Raw genomic sequence first — 15,383 nt, forward strand, 5'->3', positions numbered from 1 at the left:
TGCCTTGCCGCCGCCACCGTGCAACCGCTGCGCTCGGCGTAAAGTTCCACGGCGCTTGAGGGAGCCCGTCATGTCCGATGTCCCCGTGCCCGGTGCCTCCCGGCCCGGCATCCCGGCGCCTGCGCCGCAACCCGCACCGAACGGACCGCCTCCCGCGCTCAGCCCGTTCCGCGACCATCCGCTGCGTGCCGGGGTTCTCGCCGAGCTGCATGCCCGCCCCTTCGTGCCGGTCGCGACGCCGGCGCGATTGCTGCATCTCGCCTTTCTGGTCAATCGGGAGGAGGCGTCCGCCGACCGCGACGCCTTCGCCGCCCTGTGCACCGCCCGCGGCCAGCCGGCGCCGTCACGGCAGGCCAAGCAGCATCACGCCGCCTTTGGCGGGGTGAATGTACGCTGGGAGCGCCACGCCGAATTCACCACCTACACCTGGGAACTGCCGGCCGAGGACATCATCGCGGGCGGCCTGCCTTTCCATCCGTCCTCGGCGAGCCTGATGGCATCGCTGGCGCAGCTGCCACAACCCGGCCTGCTCCTGGTGGCGGTCGATCTGCACCTGACCACCGACACCGCCGATTCGCTGCCGCTGGACCGGCTGTTCGACCGATCGAGCCTCGCCCGCTCCGATGTCGAGGACGGCTTCGCCGAGATCGCCACCGATTTCCAGCCCGACGTCTCCGGCTTCGTGCGCATCCTGGTGCGCGACCGCGGCATGACGCCGGACGCCGCCGGCGCGCTCATCCAGCGGGTGCTGGAGGTCGAGACCTACCGCACCCTCGCCTTGCTCGGCCTGCCGGAGGCGATGCGCATCACTCCCTCGATCGCCCGCATCGAGGAGCGGCTGCGCGCCCTCACCACCGAGATGAAGAACACCGAGGGGCTGGCCGCCAACCACAAGCTGCTGGACGAGCTCACCTCGCTCGCCGCCGAGGTGGAGGCGGACGCCGCCGCCTCGCTGTTCCGCTTCGGCGCCAGCCGCGCCTATGACGAGATCGTCGGCCTGCGGCTGCGCACCATCGGCGAGCGGCCCATCGCCGGCTTCCCGACCTGGCAGCAATTCCTCGCCCGCCGGCTGTTGCCGGCGATGCGCACCTGCCAGACCACCGAGCAGCGCCAGGCCAACCTCTCGCTCAAGCTCACCAGCGCCGCCAACCTCCTGCGCACCCGCGTCGACGTCGAGCTTGAGCAGCAGAACCGCGACCTGCTCTCCTCGATGAACAAGCGCGCCCGCATGCAGCTGCGCCTGCAGCAGACCGTCGAGGGCCTGTCGGTGGCGGCGATCTCCTATTACGTGATCAGCCTGCTGCACTACGCGCTGGAGGGGCTGCACGCCGCCGCCGAGCATGCCGGCCTGCACTACGACGTCGGCATCGCCACCGCGCTCGCCGTTCCCTTCGTGGTGCTGGCGATCTGGATGGTGGTGCGACGCATCCGCCGCGGCCATTTCGACGAGGGCTAGCGCCCGGAAAGCCGAAGCCCGCCGCCTCTTTCGGGACGACGGGCTTCAGAATGTCGGAAAACCGAGCAGCCGGGCCGCCAGTCTATTGCGAGAAGCCGCCCGTCGAGGGTGCCGGCGCGCCGATCCACTGCGTTCCGCCGCTCGACGCGCCCGAGGAGGCCGCCGGTGCCGGTGCGGGCGCAGCGGCTGGGGCGGTGGTCGCCGGCGCGGCGGCGGCGGGGGCCGGGGTCGTGCGGGCAGGCGTCACGGGGGCGGGAGCCGCGGCCGCGGGCGCGGCGGCAGCGGCCGGGCGCGGCTGGGCAGGACGGGATTGCGCCGCCGGCCGCGGCCGTGTGGTCCGCCGCGCCTCGGCGGCACCGGCCTGCGAATCGAAGCCGACATAGACGACGTAGCGCTCGAGAGTGGCCGGCGACGGCAGGGGGAACGACACATCGTCGGCGACGAGGCCGAAATCGACCTGCATCACGCCCTGGCCGATTTCCACCGGCACCGCATAGAGCTTGGTCCAGACCGGCTTCGGCGTCGGGCCTTCCTCCACGACGGCGAGGCGGATCGGCACCGTCACCTTGCCCGGGCCGCCCTTGGCGCCGAGCAGCACCCGGCCCTGGATGCCGACGCGCATGGTCATGTCCGGGCGGGCAAAATGGCATTCGCGCGAGAAGGTGCCGAGATTGGCCTGGTAGCGCACGCCGCCTTCGGCACCGTCGGTCACCTGCCAGGAGGCGGCGCCGCCGCGCACCTGCACGCCCGGGCAGGTATAGTCGCTCGGATCGACGCCGGCGGTGGAGTTGGCACCGCCGCCGGCGCCACCGGCGACCACGGTCTGGGTCCCGCCGGTGCCGCTGGCGGCGGTCACCGGGGCCGGCAGCGCCGGCGCGGCCGGCGCGGCGCGGCCCACCGCGGTCGGCCCGGAGGAAGAGCCCGACGTCGGGGCGACGGTGGTGGTCTCCATGGTCGAGCCGAAGCCGCCCTGGCCGTCGGCATTGCCGGCTCCCATGGGCCCTTCATTGCCGCCGCCGCCGAAACCGCCGGCACAACCGGCAAGCGATAGCCCGAGAGCCGGCACCATGATGAAGCGGCGCAGCGAACCCGCGATTCCCCTGACGCCGAAAACGCCTTCACGCATAGGCACGTTCCCCTGTCCTCGCGGCACGCGACGCTCATCCCCGACGCAGGAAACCACGCCCTTGCGGCGTTAGCCCTGCGCTCATACGCGTCGACGGCCGATCCCCTGAACGCATGTCCGGCAAAGGCTGAACGGCCTTTGCGGCGAGAACATGCCCCAGTTCATTGAATTCAGAGCACTTTTCCACCGATCACGCGACAAGGCGCGATCGGCGGGGCTCCAGAGAGGCGGTTCTTATAGCAAAGCATGGCCGCCGGGGGGAACAGGCGAGCCGGCACTTGCCGGCCCGCACCTCGCCGGATCAGCCGCCGGAGCTGCCATTGCCGGCGCCGGCGAGCCCTTCCGGCTTGCCCACCAGGCTGAACAGCAGCGCCGGATTCTCGCGGAACCGCCCGGCGACCCGCTTGATGTCGTCCAGCGTCACCGCCGCGACCAGCTCGTTGCGCCGGTCGATATAGTCGATGCCGAGATCGTCGATCTGGATCTGCAGCAGCTGCGAGGCGACCTTGGCCGACGAATCGAAGCGCAGCGCGAAGGAGCCGATGAGATAGCTCTTGGCATCGGCGAGCTCCTCCTCGCTCGGCCCCTCGGTCAGCAGCTTGAGGTATTCGGCGCGGATCAGGTCCACCGTCTCGCCGGCGCGCTCGTTCTTGGTGGCGGTGCCGCCGAGGATCAGCCCGGCATGGTCGAGCGGCGCGAGATGGCTGTAGACCGAATAGGCGAGGCCGCGCTTCTCGCGCACTTCCTTGAACAGCCGCGAGGAGAAGGCCGAGCCGCCCAGCATGTGGTTGAGCACGAAGGCGGGGATGAAGTCCGGGTCGTTGCGCTTCAGCCCGATGCCGCCGAACACCATCGAGGTCTGCGGCACGTCGAGCGTCTTCACCTCCACCGTGCCGAGGCCCTGCGGCGTCACGTCGGGCACCGGCGTCAGTTCCGCCTTGGCGGGCAGGGCGCCGAACATCTCGTCGAGCGCCGGGCCGAGCTTCTCCGGGGCGATGTCGCCGACCACGGCGATCTTGAGATTGTCCCGCGCCAGCGTCTTCTTCGCGAAGGCGGCGAGGTCCCCGCGGGTGATCGTCGGCACGCTCTCCAGCGAACCGGCGAGCGGGCGTCCATAGGGATGGTTGGGGAAGGCCTTCGCCGACCAGGCAAGGCTCGCCTGCGTCGAGGGGTCGTTGACGCGCCGGCGCAGATTGGCGAGCTGGCCCTGGCGGATGCGCTCCACCGCCTCGTCGTCGAAGCGCGGGGAGGCGACGGCGAGCTTCATCAGCTCGAAGGCGGGTCCGACATTCTCCGACAGGGTGCGCAGCGAGCCGCCGACCATGTCGCGCGAGGCGTCGAAGCGCAGCTCGATCGCCTTCTCCGCCATCTTGTCCTGGAAGGCGCGGGCGTCGAGATCGCCGGCACCCTCGTCGAGCAGCGAGGCGGCGAGGCTGGCGACGCCCGGCTTGTCGGCCGGGTCCTGGGCGCCGCCGCCGAGGAACGCCACTTCCATCGCCACCAGCGGCAGGGTGGTGTCGTGCACCAGCCAGGCCTCGATGCCGCCCGGGCTGACCACGCGCTGGATGCGGGTGGTCTCGGACTGGGCGGGCGAGGTCGGGGCGAGGGAGACGAGGGCGGTCATGGCAATGAGGCCTGCGGCGAGGAGTTTACGGGCGGGCGCGGGCGAGACGGCCGTGCCCCGGTCCTGGTGACGGGTGCTCATGAGGAGGCTCACGAGCGCTTGTCCGGCGTCGCCGGCGCGGCCGCCGCTTCGCCGCGGGCCGGCAGCAGCTGGCTGGTCACCGCCCGCGAGGGAACGAGATAACGCCGGGCGACGTCCTTCACGTCCTCGGCGGTCACCTGCTTCACCTCGTCCGGCCAGTTCTTGACGTCGTCGACGGTGGTGCCGGTGGCGAGCGCGGCGCCGTAGATGCGCGCCAGCGTCGCCTGGTTGTCCTGGGCGTAGATCGCTTCGGCGACGAGGCGGGTCTTGGCGCGCTCCAGCTCGGCGGCTTCCGGCCCGTCGGCGGCCAGCTTGGCGATCACCGCGTCCATCGCCGCCTCCAGCTTGTCCATCGCCACGTCCGGGCGCGGAGTGGCGGAGACGCCGAAACGGGTGTCGTCGAGCGACGTCGACTGGTACCAGGCGCCGGCGCCGGCCGCGAGGCCCTGCGCCACCACGAGTTCGCGATAGAGCCGGGCGGTGGAGCCGCCGCCGAGGACCTGCGCCAGCACGTCGAGCGCCACGCTGTCCTTCTTCTCGTTGCGATAGGCCGGCACCAGATAGGCGCGCGACAGGCTCGGCTGGCCGACGCGGGCATCCGCCAGCACCAGCCGGCGCTCGGCGCGCGGGGTCGGCTCCTTCGGACGCACCCGCTCGGCGGTCTCGGCGCGACGCGCGACCTTGCCGTAGGTCTCTTCCGCCAGCGCCTTCACCGCCTCCGGCTCCACGTCGCCGGCCACCACCAATATGGCGTTGTTCGGCGTGTAGAAGCGCTTGTAGAAGGCCAGCGCGTCCTCGCGGTTGAGCTGCTTGATCTCGTCTTCCCAGCCGATGATCGGGTGGCCATAGGGATGGTTGGTGTACATCGCCGCCTGCGCGGCTTCCGAGAGCTGCGCGCCCGGATCGTTGTCGGTGCGCATACGGCGCTCTTCCAGCACCACGTCGCGCTCGGGCAGCACCACCTCGTCGGTCAGCACCAGGCCGGTCATGCGGTCGGCCTCGAAGCCCATCACCGTCTTCAGGTGCTCCTTGGCGACGCGCTGGAAATAGGCGGTGTAGTCTGTGGAGGTGAAGGCGTTCTCCTGGCCGCCGATCTGCGAGACCACCTGCGAGAACTCGCCGGCCGGATGGCTGGCGGTGCCCTTGAACATCAGGTGCTCGAGAAAATGCGCGATGCCGGACTTGCCCGGCTGCTCGTCGGCCGAGCCGACGCGGTACCACACCATGTGGGTGACGACGGGGGCGCGATGGTCGGGCACCACCACCACCTGCATGCCGTTGTCGAGCGTGTATTGCGCCACCTCGGCGGCCTCCGAGGGGCGGGGAGCGGCGAGGGCGGCCGCGCCGGTGGCGGCGGCAAGCAACAGAGCGGGCATCAGCTTTCCAGTCGACATAACGGCATCCGGTTGGGTCATATGGGCACGCAACGCCCTGTCCGCACCCCCGGTAGAGGGGAATGACGGCGGCCGGCCTGGTGCCGGGCGTGCCCCGAGCACGTTCCGCGAACGTCGCACGAGTTCGGCGACAAGAACATGCTCCGGCTGATTAAATCGGCGTAAGGATGGGCCGGAACCGCAGCAAACGGACCGGCGGCGGGGTCAATCCCGCGTGAACGCACCCCCGGAAACGGGAAAAGGCCGGCCTGTCGGCCGGCCTTCGCAGATCCGCTCAGTTGCGGTCCTTGTTGCGCTGGGTCTGGTCGAACCAGCTCAGCGGGTTCCAGGCCTTGTCCTCCGGCCGGTCGGCCACCACCCCGTAGGCGGCGCCCGGCGCCGGCGTCTGGAAGCCCGGCGGCGGCTCGGTGAGCGACTGGCGTTCCGGCTCGCCGGCAAACACCGTCGGCTTCTCTTCCTGCTTCGGACCGAAGCTGAACAGGCCGTAGCCCTTCGGCTTCAGCCAGTCCTCGCGCGCCGAGGCGTTGCGGCCCTGCGCCTGGTGATCGGAGGCGACGCCGGTGCGGGTGCTGGCCATCTCGGCCGGGCCGAGGGCGCGGGTCTGGGCGTTGTCGTTGACGAAGACCTTGGTCTTCTTGGCCGCCGCCTCTTCCTTCTTCTTGCGCTCGGCGTCGTAGTCCTTCGGCCAGGCGGGATTCTGGGTGATGGCGGCGGAATCGCGCGGCGGCGGCAGCGTGTCGCCCGAGGGCGGCACGACGAGGGGCGCCCGCTCGCGATAGTCGATGTCCGGGCCGGGCGGCGGCACCAGCCCCAGCGTGGTGAGCATCTGCTCGGTGAAATTGTCTTCCTGGGCGGCGGCGGGGACGGCACTGACGAGGGCCAGCGCCATCAGGCCCGACGAGAACGCCGCGGCAAGGGCAAGGTTCAGCGCGCGCGGGGCACGGGTCGATATCGTCATGGGCGAAGTCGTCATAAGGGTCGTCTCCTGCCGATCCCGCGCGGCCGCTCGAGGGCCGGCACGCAGGGCTCGTCCGCAGTGTTCATCTCAGGACGGCGATTTTACGGCACCGCCGATGAACGAGTCATACAAAAGCAGCGCCACGCCGGCAACAATCGCCACGTCCGACAGGTTGAAGACGTACCAGTAGAAGCCGAAGGCGTGCAGCGACACGAAGTCGAACACCGCGCCATAGGCGACGCGGTCGATGGCGTTGCCCAGTGCGCCGCCGATCAGCAGACCGAGGGCGATCGCCTCCGGCCGCCGCTCGGTGGCGGCCAGCCAGAACCAGAAGAACACCGCCGCGACCAGCTTCAGCCCACCCAGCAGCCACCAGCCATCGGCGCCGCCGGCGAACATGCCGTAGCTGATGCCGGTGTTCCAGGCCCGCACCAGGTCGAGGAACGGCAGCACCGTCACCTTGCCGTCGTCGCCGAAATCGACGCCGTGCAGCACCGCGAGCTTCGACGCCTGGTCGACGACCAGCGCGCCGAGCGCATAGAGCGCGCCGAGGCCGGTAAGCGGGCCGGAGAGGCGCAGCCTCATTCGGCGGCCCGCCGGGCGGTGGCGCGCTCGCGCAGCGCCTGGGCGTCGCGCGGGGTGACGTCGGGATAGTCCGGGTCGGTGCCCACCAGCGGCGAGATCTTCCAGGAACGGGCGCATTTGCGCCCTTCCGCCTTCGCCGGCACCACCGCCACGCCCGGCACGTCCTCGAGGCGGAAGGCGTCCTTCGGCCCCTCATCCGGCATCAGATGCGCGTCGGAGGTGATGCACACCTCGGCGAGGTCGACCGCGCTCACCGCCGCGAACAGGTTGGGGTCCGACACATGGATCACCGGGGCGGCCTCCAGCGAGGAGCCGATGCGCTTGTTGGCGCGCTCCACCTCCAGCGCGCCCAGCACCACGCGGCGCACCAGGCGGATCTTGCGCCACTCGTCGGCAAGCGTCTCGTCGCGCCACTTGGTCGGCGTGTCGGGGAAGGTCTCCAGATGCACCGAGCCGTCCGGCGAGGGGAACCGCGCCAGCCAGGTCTCCTCCGCCGTGAAGGGCAGGATCGGCGCCAGCCAGATGACGAGGCGCCGGAACACCTCGTCGAGCACGGTCAGGCAGGCGCGGCGAGTCACCGAGGAGATCGGGTCGCAATAGAGTGCGTCCTTGCGCACGTCGAAATAGAAGGCCGAGAGCTCGGCGGTCATGAACTGGGTCAGCAGCGCGTTGACCCGCTTGAAGTCGAACGCCGCATAGGCCTCGCGCATCTGCTTGTCGAGCTCGGCGAGCCGGTGCAGCACCATGCGCTCCAGCGCCGGCATGTCGGCGAAGGCGACCCGCTCGCTCTCGCGGTAGTGGTGCAGCGAGCCGAGCAGCCAGCGCAGCGTGTTGCGCAGCTTGCGATAGGTCTCGACCGTGGTCTTGAGGATCTCCGGGCCGATGCGCAGATCGTCGGAATAGTCGGAGGCGCACACCCACAGGCGCAGGATGTCGGCGCCGGACGACTTGATCACCTCCTGCGGCGCGACCACGTTGCCAATCGACTTCGACATCTTGCGGCCCTGCTCGTCGAGCACGAAGCCGTGGGTCAGCACCACGTCATAGGGCGGCCGCGCGCGGGTGCCGCAACTCTCCAGCAGCGAGGAGTGGAACCAGCCGCGATGCTGGTCCGAGCCTTCGAGATACATCACCCGGTCCGGCCCGCCATTGAAGGCGCGATCGACCTTCAGGTCCTCGCGCACCTCCAGCGTGAAGGCGTGGGTGGAGCCCGAATCGAACCAGACGTCGAGGATGTCGTCGACCTTGTGCCATTCATTGGCGCTGTAGTCGGTGCCGAGGAAGCGCTGCGTGGCGCCGTCCTTGTACCAGGCGTCGGCTCCCTCGCGGGCGAAGGCCTCGGCGATGCGGGCATTCACCCTGTCGTCGCGCAGGATCTCGACGGTGCCGTCGCCCTTGTCCTTCACGAACACGGCGATCGGCACGCCCCAGGCGCGCTGGCGCGACACCACCCAGTCCGGGCGGTTCTCGATCATGCCGTTGATGCGGTTCTCGCCGGAGGCGGGCACCCAGTCGACGCCGGCAATGCCGTCCAGCGCCCGCGCGCGCAGCGTGTCGCCGGCGGTGGAGGAGCCGTCCGCCGCCGCGATGTCCTTGTCCATCGCGATGAACCATTGCGGCGTGTTGCGGAAGATCACCGGCGCCTTGGAGCGCCACGAATGCGGGTACTGGTGCTTCAGCCGGCCGCGGGCGAGCAGCTTGTCGGCGGCGGCGAGAGCCTTGATGACGGTGTCGTTGGCGTCGCCGTCCTTGCCCTTGTCGTCCATCACCCGATGGCCGGCGAACAGCGGCACATGCTCGTAATAGCGCCCGTCCGGGCCGACGGTGTGCGGCACCTCGCCGAGGCGCTCGGCGACATAGAGGTTGAAGTCGTCGGCGCCGTGGCCGGGCGCGATGTGCACGAAGCCGGTGCCGGTGTCGTCGGTGACGAAGTCGCCGGCCACCACCGGCACGGGGAAGTCGAAATAGTCCTTCACCCCCTCGACGCCGGCGAGCGGATGCGCGCAGACGAGGTGGGTCGGGTCCACGGCCGCATGCCGCTCGAAGCCGGTGACGCGGGCGGCCTTGAACACCTCGGCCGCCAGCTTGTCGGCGAGGATGAAGTGCTCGCCCACCTTGGCCCAATTGTCGGCCGGCGCCTCGGTCACCTCGTAGACGGCATAGGTGACATCCGGCGAGAAGGCGATGGCGCGGTTGCCGGGGATGGTCCAGGGCGTGGTGGTCCAGATCACCACCGAGGCGCCCTCATAGGAGGGGAACAGGTGGATGTCGTCGGCCTTGTCGGCCGGGGCGAGCCCCTTGGGCAGGCCGCCGGCGGTGGCGGCGCTCTTGCGATAGCCGGTGACCGGGAACTTCACATAGATCGTCGTCGACTGGTGGTCGTGATACTCGACCTCCGCCTCGGCGAGCGCGGTGCGCTCCACCACCGACCACATCACCGGCTTGGAGCCGCGATAGAGCAGGCCGTTCGCCGCGAACTTCATGATCTCGCGGGCGATCTGCGCCTCGGCGTCGAAGCTCATCGTGACATAGGGATGGTCCCAGTCGCCGCCGACGCCGAGCCGCTTGAACTCGGCGCGCTGCACGTCGATCCAGCCCTGCGCGAAGGCACGGCATTCCTGGCGGAACTCGACGACCGGCACCTCGTCCTTGTTGCGGCCCTTGGCGCGGTACTGCTCCTCGATCTTCCACTCGATCGGCAGGCCGTGGCAGTCCCAGCCCGGCACATAGTTGGAATCGTGGCCGAGCGCGCCCTGCGAGCGCACCACCACGTCCTTGAGGATCTTGTTGAGCGCGTGGCCGATATGGATGTTGCCATTGGCATAGGGCGGGCCGTCATGCAGCACGAAGCGCGGCTTGCCGGCACCGGCCTCGCGCTGGCGGCGATAGAGGCCGATCTCCTCCCAGCGGGCGAGGAATTCCGGCTCGCGCTGCGGCAGGCCGGCGCGCATCGGGAAGTCGGTCTGCGGCAGGAACAGCGTCGAGGAGTAGTCGTGCGCCTCGCCACCCTCGGTGTCGGGCGTCTTCGGCTCGCGTCCATCGCTGTTTCGGTTCGTCATCGCCGGCTCCTCACGCTGTCGCGCACGGTGTAAGCGCAGCGGCGAGGCGGTGCAAGGGTTTGCAAGCGGCCTCGGCAGCGCCTCAGCCGGCGCCGGCGCCCAGTATGGCGCGGGCGCGGCGGCTGTCCTCGTCCATCTGGGCGATCAGCGGCTCGATGCCGGCGAATTTGAGCTCGGGCCGCAGATAGGCATGGAAGGCCACCTTGAGCTTGCGGCCATACAGATCGCCGGACCAGTCGAAGACGAAGGTCTCCAGCCGCGGCGCGCCGTCGTCGAAGGTCGGGCGGCGGCCGAAGCTCGCCACCGCCGGCCGCTCCACCCCGTCGATCTCCACCGTCACCGCGTAAATGCCGTGGGCGAGCTCGATGGTCGGGTCGAGCCGCATATTGGCGGTGGGGTAGCCGAGCTCGCGCCCGCGCTTGTCGCCATGGATCACCTCGGCCTCGACGGCGAAGGGCGCCCCCAGCATGTGCGCCGCCTGCTCCACCCGGCCCTGCGCCAGCGCCGCACGGATGGCGCTGGAGGAGATCTGCGCGCCGTCGTCGAGCAGCGGCGGCACGATCTCCACCGCAAAGCCGTGGCGCGCCCCCGCCTCGCGCAGGAAGGCCGGCGAGCCGCCGCGCGCACGGCCGAAGTGGAAGTCGAAGCCCGCCACCACGCAATCGACGCCCAGCCATTCGACGAGGATGTCGGTGACGAAGCTCTCGGCGTCTTTCGCCGCCAGCAGCGCGTCGAAGGCCAGCACCGCCGCGCCGTCGAGGCCGGTGGAGGCGAGCAGGCCGAGTTTCATCGGCTCCGGGGTCAGGCGGAACATCGGCTCGTTGGGGCGGAAATAGGCGCGCGGGTGCGGCTCGAAGGTCAGCGCCAGCGCCGGCTTGCCGGCGGCGTGGGCGCGGCGCACCGCCTCGCCGATCACCGCGCGATGGCCACGATGCACGCCGTCGAAATTGCCGATCGCCACCACCGGGCGGGCGAGCGCGGCCGGCACGGCATCGCCGCCGCGCAGCACGGTGAAGGGACGGGGGGCGGGGGAAGCACTCATCGGGCGACACCGTCGAAACCTGCCGGGCGGATCGGGCGGCGGCGACGGCGGCCGGCGCGACGATCCGGGGCCATCCCTAGCCGCTTTCCGCGTCCCGGGAAACCGGCCGGCCGATACGAATAAGCTATCGGCTCGACAGGCTGCGCCTTGCTCGGCCTACCAGACGAGCTGCGGCGCCGCGGCGACCGGCAGGCCGGGACCGTCGGCGATCAGCCGGGCAAGGGCCTGCGGATCGATGGTGCCCGAGCGCTCCAGCCCCAGCTCGCCGGCATGGATGCCGCCGGCGATGAACAGGCAATCGATGCCCACGCCGAGCGCACCGGCGAGATCGGTGCGCAGCGCGTCGCCGATGGCGAGGAAACGGGCCGGCTCCACCGGCGCGCCGCGCAGTTCGGCGGCCTTGGCGAAGGCCGCCTCGTAGATCGGCCGGTGCGGCTTGCCGCACCACACCGCCGTGCCGCCGATCGCCTCATAGGCCTCGGCGAGCGCGCCGGCGCACCAGACCAGCTCGCCGCCGCGCTCCACCACGATGTCGGGATTGGCGCAGATCATGGTGAGCCCGCGCGCCTTCATCGCCGCCAGCGTGTCGCGATAGGTCTCCGGCGTCTCGGTGGTGTCGTCGAACAGCCCGGTGCAGACCACCAGCTCCGACGCCTCCATCCCGGTGAGCTCGACACCGGCCTCCTTGTAGATGCCGAGGTCGCGCTCCGGCCCGAGATGCCAGATCCGGCCGACGCCGCGCTCGCGCAGCAGGCCAGTAGTGACGTTGCCGGAGGTGACGATGGCGTCATAGGCGCTGCGGGGAATGTCGAAGCGGTCGAGGATGGTGGCGACATCGCCGCTCGGCCGCGGGGCGTTGGAGACGAGGATCACCGTCAGGCCGTTGCCACGCGCCCGCTCCAGCGCCGCCGCCGCCGCCGCGAAGCCGACGGCGCCGTTGTGCAGCACGCCCCAGACGTCGCACAGGATCACGTCGTAGCGCGGCGCCAGCTCGGCGAAGGGCAGGACGGGAATCGGCGCGGCGGGCCGGGGCGGCGTGGAGGGGGACGACATGGGCGAAACGGCCTCGGCGGATCGTTGAAGGGGCGAAACGGACGGCGGGACGGGGCAGCAAGTGCCATGCCGGCCGCCCCGGCACAAGGCCGGCGGCGGCATGGCAGCCTCCCGCCCCGGTCCGCCGCGCGCGGTGCCGCGGCTTTGCGGCTTCGCACGCCCCGCGAGGCCGGAACGCCGGGCCGGGCGTTGCCGGCCGGTACCGTCGCCCTATCTTCATCGCACCCGTCGATGATCGGCGAACCCGAAAGCGCAAGGAGCTCCCCATGACCGCGACCACGCTCTTCACCGGCACCGCCACCGCCAAGGGCGGCCGCCACGGCCACTCCGCCACCAGCGACGGCTCGGTTTCCGTTGATCTGGGCATGCCGAAGAACGGGGTGCTGGAACCCGGCAAGACCACGCCGGAACACCTCTTCGCCACCGGCTACGCTGCCTGCTTCGGCTCGGCGGTGGAGGCGGTCGGCGCGCAGAAGAAGCTCGACGTCTCCGACGCCTCGGTAACGGTGGCCGCCTCGCTGCAGAAGAGCGACACCGGCTTCAGCCTGGCGGTGAAGCTCACCCTCAAGGCGCCGGCGCTGACCAGGGAGCAGGCGCAGGAGGTGATCGAGGCGGCGCACCAGATGTGCCCCTATTCCAAGGCGACGCGCGGCAACATCCCCGTCGAGCTGGCGGTGGAATGACGCTGTAGCGGACGGGTCGGCCCGGCTCGCGCCGGGCCGGCACTCGACGGCCCCGACCCATCCGCCGCCCCGTCCCAGCGGCGTCACCGTTCCCGGGAGCGCGGGCCGGACGGCGCGAGCACCGGGGACGCGAACCGCAGACCGGGTCACGGACAAGAGCCCCGCGTGGCGATCCCCGCCCGGGCAGGAAGCGTCCGCCTCTCTGCAGGCGAGGCCGTCACACCCCCGGCAATGCCGCAGGCAAGAGGCTTTCACGAGACGAGGCTTTCACGGGTCAAGGTCTTCAGGGCGAAAGACGCCCCAAGAGCACGGCGCCCCCCGCCGGCCTGCAAGCACCCGGGCCTCTTACCCGGGGTCTTTCACGACATGAATTCCGGCATTGTCGCCGGCCTGAGCCGACCCCGGTCGGTCGCCGCGAGCACCTACGCGAGCGAACGCAGGCGACATCGCGATCGGAGCGGATCGCGCCGGTCCCCGGAGCAAACCGTTCGGCCGATCGCGCCCTCTGCCGGGTCGAATCCTCGCCCCTGAAGGCGGCCTAGGCGGCGTCGCGCCGGTCCGGCAGCGCCGCCGGGCCGATCGGCCCCAATCCGCCGCCGGGCGCCAGCGGCACGCGCGGCCGGCTGTCCGACATCGCCGCGCGCAGGCTTTCCACCTGAGCATTGGCCCGGCGCGCCTCGCGGCCGGCGCTGCGCGCCGCCTTGCGGTAGCGGCCCTGCCGCAGCCACACGGTGATCCCGCCCAGCGCCACGCCGATGATGAGGCTCGCCAGCACCACCACGAAGAGCGGCAGCTCCGCCGACAATGCGCCGGCAAAGGGATCGAGCACCAGCGTCACCGGATGGCGATTCGCCACCGCCAGCATGACGAGGCCGATCGAGACCGGCAGGATCAGCACGAGGGTTAGGATGCGACGCAGCAGCACGCCTTCACTCCGGTTTGCGGGTCCGGCTATTCGAGATCCACGCCGCCGTTCAGGCGCTCGCGCATCTCCTTGCCGGTCTTGAAATAGGGCACGGCCTTGCCGTCCACCGCCACATGGGCGCCGGTGCGCGGGTTGCGGCCGGTGCGCGCGGGACGCGCCTTCACCGAGAAGGCGCCGAAGCCGCGCAGTTCCACCCGGTCGCCGCGGGCGAGCGCGCCGACGATCTCATCGAGGATCGCGTTCACGATGTTCTCGACGTCGCGCTGGTAAAGGTGCGGATTGGCTTCCGCGATACGCTGGACTAGTTCCGACTTGATCATCGACGCCCCGGCCCCTTCGTTCGTCTTCGGCTCGTCGCAAATCCGAAAACACTTTATTCTGGAAACTGTTGGCTCCCCCCAGAGCTCAATCGCGAGGGTGCCAGAGGGCCAACAGACCGTCAAGGCGAGACTGCGCCGCCGCCTCGAAAGCCGGGCCGAGCAGCAGCGAGGCCGCCTCCTCCAGCCCGAACAGCGACATCAGCCGCGTGCCGGCCGCCTTGAGCCAGCCGAATTCCTCGCCGGAGCGCCCGGTGCGCCACGCCCTCACCGGCAAATTCTCCGGCACGTCGCGCTCGCGCGCAAGATAGGCGCGGGCGGTGCGCTCGTCGCCGAGCTCGTCCACCAGGCCCAGCGGCAACCCCTGATGGGCGGTGAATACCCGCCCGTCCGCGACGAGGTCGAGTTTTTCCCCCGCGATGGTGCGCCGTTCGGAAACCAGGCCGCGGAACCAGTCATAGCTGTCGGTGACCAGCGACATCACCGCCGCCCGCGCCTCGGGGCTGGTCGGCTCGAAGCCGTTCGGCACCGCCTTCAGCGAGCTCGACTTGACGGTCTCATAGGCGACGCCCACGGTCTTCATCAGCTCGGTGAAGTTCGGGTACTGGAAGATGACGCCGATCGAGCCGACCATGGCGTTGCGCGGCGCCACGATATGGTCGGCGCCCATGGCGGCGATATAGGCGCCCGAGGCGGCCATGCCGTCCACCACCGCCACCACCGGCAGCTTTTCCGCCAGCCGCCGCAGGCCGTCATAGAGCTGCTGCGAGCCCACCACCGTGCCGCCCGGGCTGTCGATGGCGATGATCACCGCGCGGGCGCCGGATGTGGCGATGTCGTCGAACATCTCCAGCCGGTCGCGGTCGTTGCGGATGATGCCGCCGATGGTCACCCGCGCCACATGCGGCGCCGAGCGCGGGGTGAGGCCGCCGTCGCTCCACCAGATCGCCGCCAGCGCCAGCGCGCCGGCGAGCACCACCAGCACCGTCACCCGCCAGAAGGTGAGCTTGCGGCGCAGCCGCCGGCGCTCAAGCAGGGAATCGACATCCATCGCAGTGCCGAGCATCGGGTCCGGGCCGC

General features: G+C 70.7%; 13 protein-coding genes. 2 read left to right on the forward strand and 11 right to left on the reverse strand.

Going from position 1 to position 15,383, the window contains the following annotated elements; translation table 11 throughout:
* The first annotated feature begins 70 nt into the window (after window positions 1–70).
* A complete protein-coding gene (locus KHC19_RS15930) occupies window positions 71–1,456 on the forward strand; it encodes a DUF3422 family protein (RefSeq protein WP_213353355.1) in 1,386 nt (461 codons plus the stop codon).
* Window positions 1,457–1,538: 82 nt separating this feature from the next.
* Here the strand turns inward: KHC19_RS15930 and KHC19_RS15935 are convergent, their stop codons facing one another.
* The 8 genes from KHC19_RS15935 to KHC19_RS15970 all read right to left on the reverse strand — a co-directional run bounded on the left by KHC19_RS15935 (window position 1,539) and on the right by KHC19_RS15970 (window position 12,378).
* On the reverse strand, window positions 1,539–2,582 hold the full coding sequence (locus KHC19_RS15935; protein ID WP_213353356.1) for a hypothetical protein: 1,044 nt from the start codon (window positions 2,580–2,582) through the stop codon (window positions 1,539–1,541).
* A gap of 301 nt (window positions 2,583–2,883) precedes the next feature.
* The gene (locus KHC19_RS15940) at window positions 2,884–4,287 is read right to left on the reverse strand and encodes a M16 family metallopeptidase (RefSeq protein ID WP_213353357.1); all 1,404 of its coding nucleotides are present in this window, start codon (window positions 4,285–4,287) and stop codon (window positions 2,884–2,886) included.
* 8 nt (window positions 4,288–4,295) lie between these two features.
* Window positions 4,296–5,663, reverse strand: coding sequence for a M16 family metallopeptidase (locus KHC19_RS15945; protein WP_213353358.1), 1,368 nt, complete (start codon window positions 5,661–5,663; stop codon window positions 4,296–4,298).
* A gap of 292 nt (window positions 5,664–5,955) precedes the next feature.
* Complete coding sequence (locus KHC19_RS15950; protein ID WP_246548949.1) at window positions 5,956–6,654, reverse strand: hypothetical protein; 699 nt, start codon at window positions 6,652–6,654, stop codon at window positions 5,956–5,958.
* Window positions 6,655–6,726: 72 nt separating this feature from the next.
* Entirely contained in the window at window positions 6,727–7,224 is a 498-nt protein-coding gene (gene lspA, locus KHC19_RS15955) for a signal peptidase II (protein WP_213353359.1), read from the reverse strand.
* Window positions 7,221–10,283 (reverse strand): isoleucine--tRNA ligase, encoded by a 3,063-nt coding sequence (gene ileS / locus KHC19_RS15960; protein ID WP_213353360.1) that lies wholly within the window; start codon window positions 10,281–10,283, stop codon window positions 7,221–7,223. The genes lspA and ileS overlap by 4 nt, the downstream gene beginning before the upstream one ends.
* 82 nt (window positions 10,284–10,365) lie before the next feature.
* Window positions 10,366–11,325 (reverse strand): bifunctional riboflavin kinase/FAD synthetase, encoded by a 960-nt coding sequence (locus KHC19_RS15965; protein WP_213353361.1) that lies wholly within the window; start codon window positions 11,323–11,325, stop codon window positions 10,366–10,368.
* A gap of 156 nt (window positions 11,326–11,481) precedes the next feature.
* Window positions 11,482–12,378: a TIGR01459 family HAD-type hydrolase gene (locus KHC19_RS15970; protein WP_213353362.1), complete on the reverse strand. Its 897-nt coding sequence runs from the start codon at window positions 12,376–12,378 to the stop codon at window positions 11,482–11,484.
* A 266-nt stretch (window positions 12,379–12,644) separates the two neighbouring features.
* On the opposite strand from KHC19_RS15970, the gene KHC19_RS15975 reads away from it, so the two are divergent.
* Complete coding sequence (locus KHC19_RS15975) at window positions 12,645–13,061, forward strand: Ohr family peroxiredoxin (protein ID WP_213353363.1); 417 nt, start codon at window positions 12,645–12,647, stop codon at window positions 13,059–13,061.
* A gap of 538 nt (window positions 13,062–13,599) precedes the next feature.
* Here KHC19_RS15975 and KHC19_RS15980 read toward each other — a convergent pair.
* The 3 genes from KHC19_RS15980 to sppA all read right to left on the reverse strand — a co-directional run bounded on the left by KHC19_RS15980 (window position 13,600) and on the right by sppA (window position 15,369).
* A complete protein-coding gene (locus KHC19_RS15980) occupies window positions 13,600–13,986 on the reverse strand; it encodes a LapA family protein (RefSeq protein ID WP_343207737.1) in 387 nt (128 codons plus the stop codon).
* A gap of 26 nt (window positions 13,987–14,012) precedes the next feature.
* Window positions 14,013–14,306, reverse strand: coding sequence for an integration host factor subunit beta (gene ihfB / locus KHC19_RS15985; RefSeq protein WP_213353364.1), 294 nt, complete (start codon window positions 14,304–14,306; stop codon window positions 14,013–14,015).
* Window positions 14,307–14,391: 85 nt separating this feature from the next.
* Window positions 14,392–15,369 carry a signal peptide peptidase SppA gene (gene sppA / locus KHC19_RS15990; protein WP_213353365.1) on the reverse strand — a complete coding sequence of 326 codons (978 nt, stop codon included), beginning with the start codon at window positions 15,367–15,369 and terminating at the stop codon, window positions 14,392–14,394.
* Between the last annotated feature and the right edge of the window lie 14 nt (window positions 15,370–15,383).

Source organism: Ancylobacter oerskovii, assembly GCF_018390555.1.
In the GTDB taxonomy this organism is placed as follows: domain Bacteria; phylum Pseudomonadota; class Alphaproteobacteria; order Rhizobiales; family Xanthobacteraceae; genus Ancylobacter; species Ancylobacter oerskovii.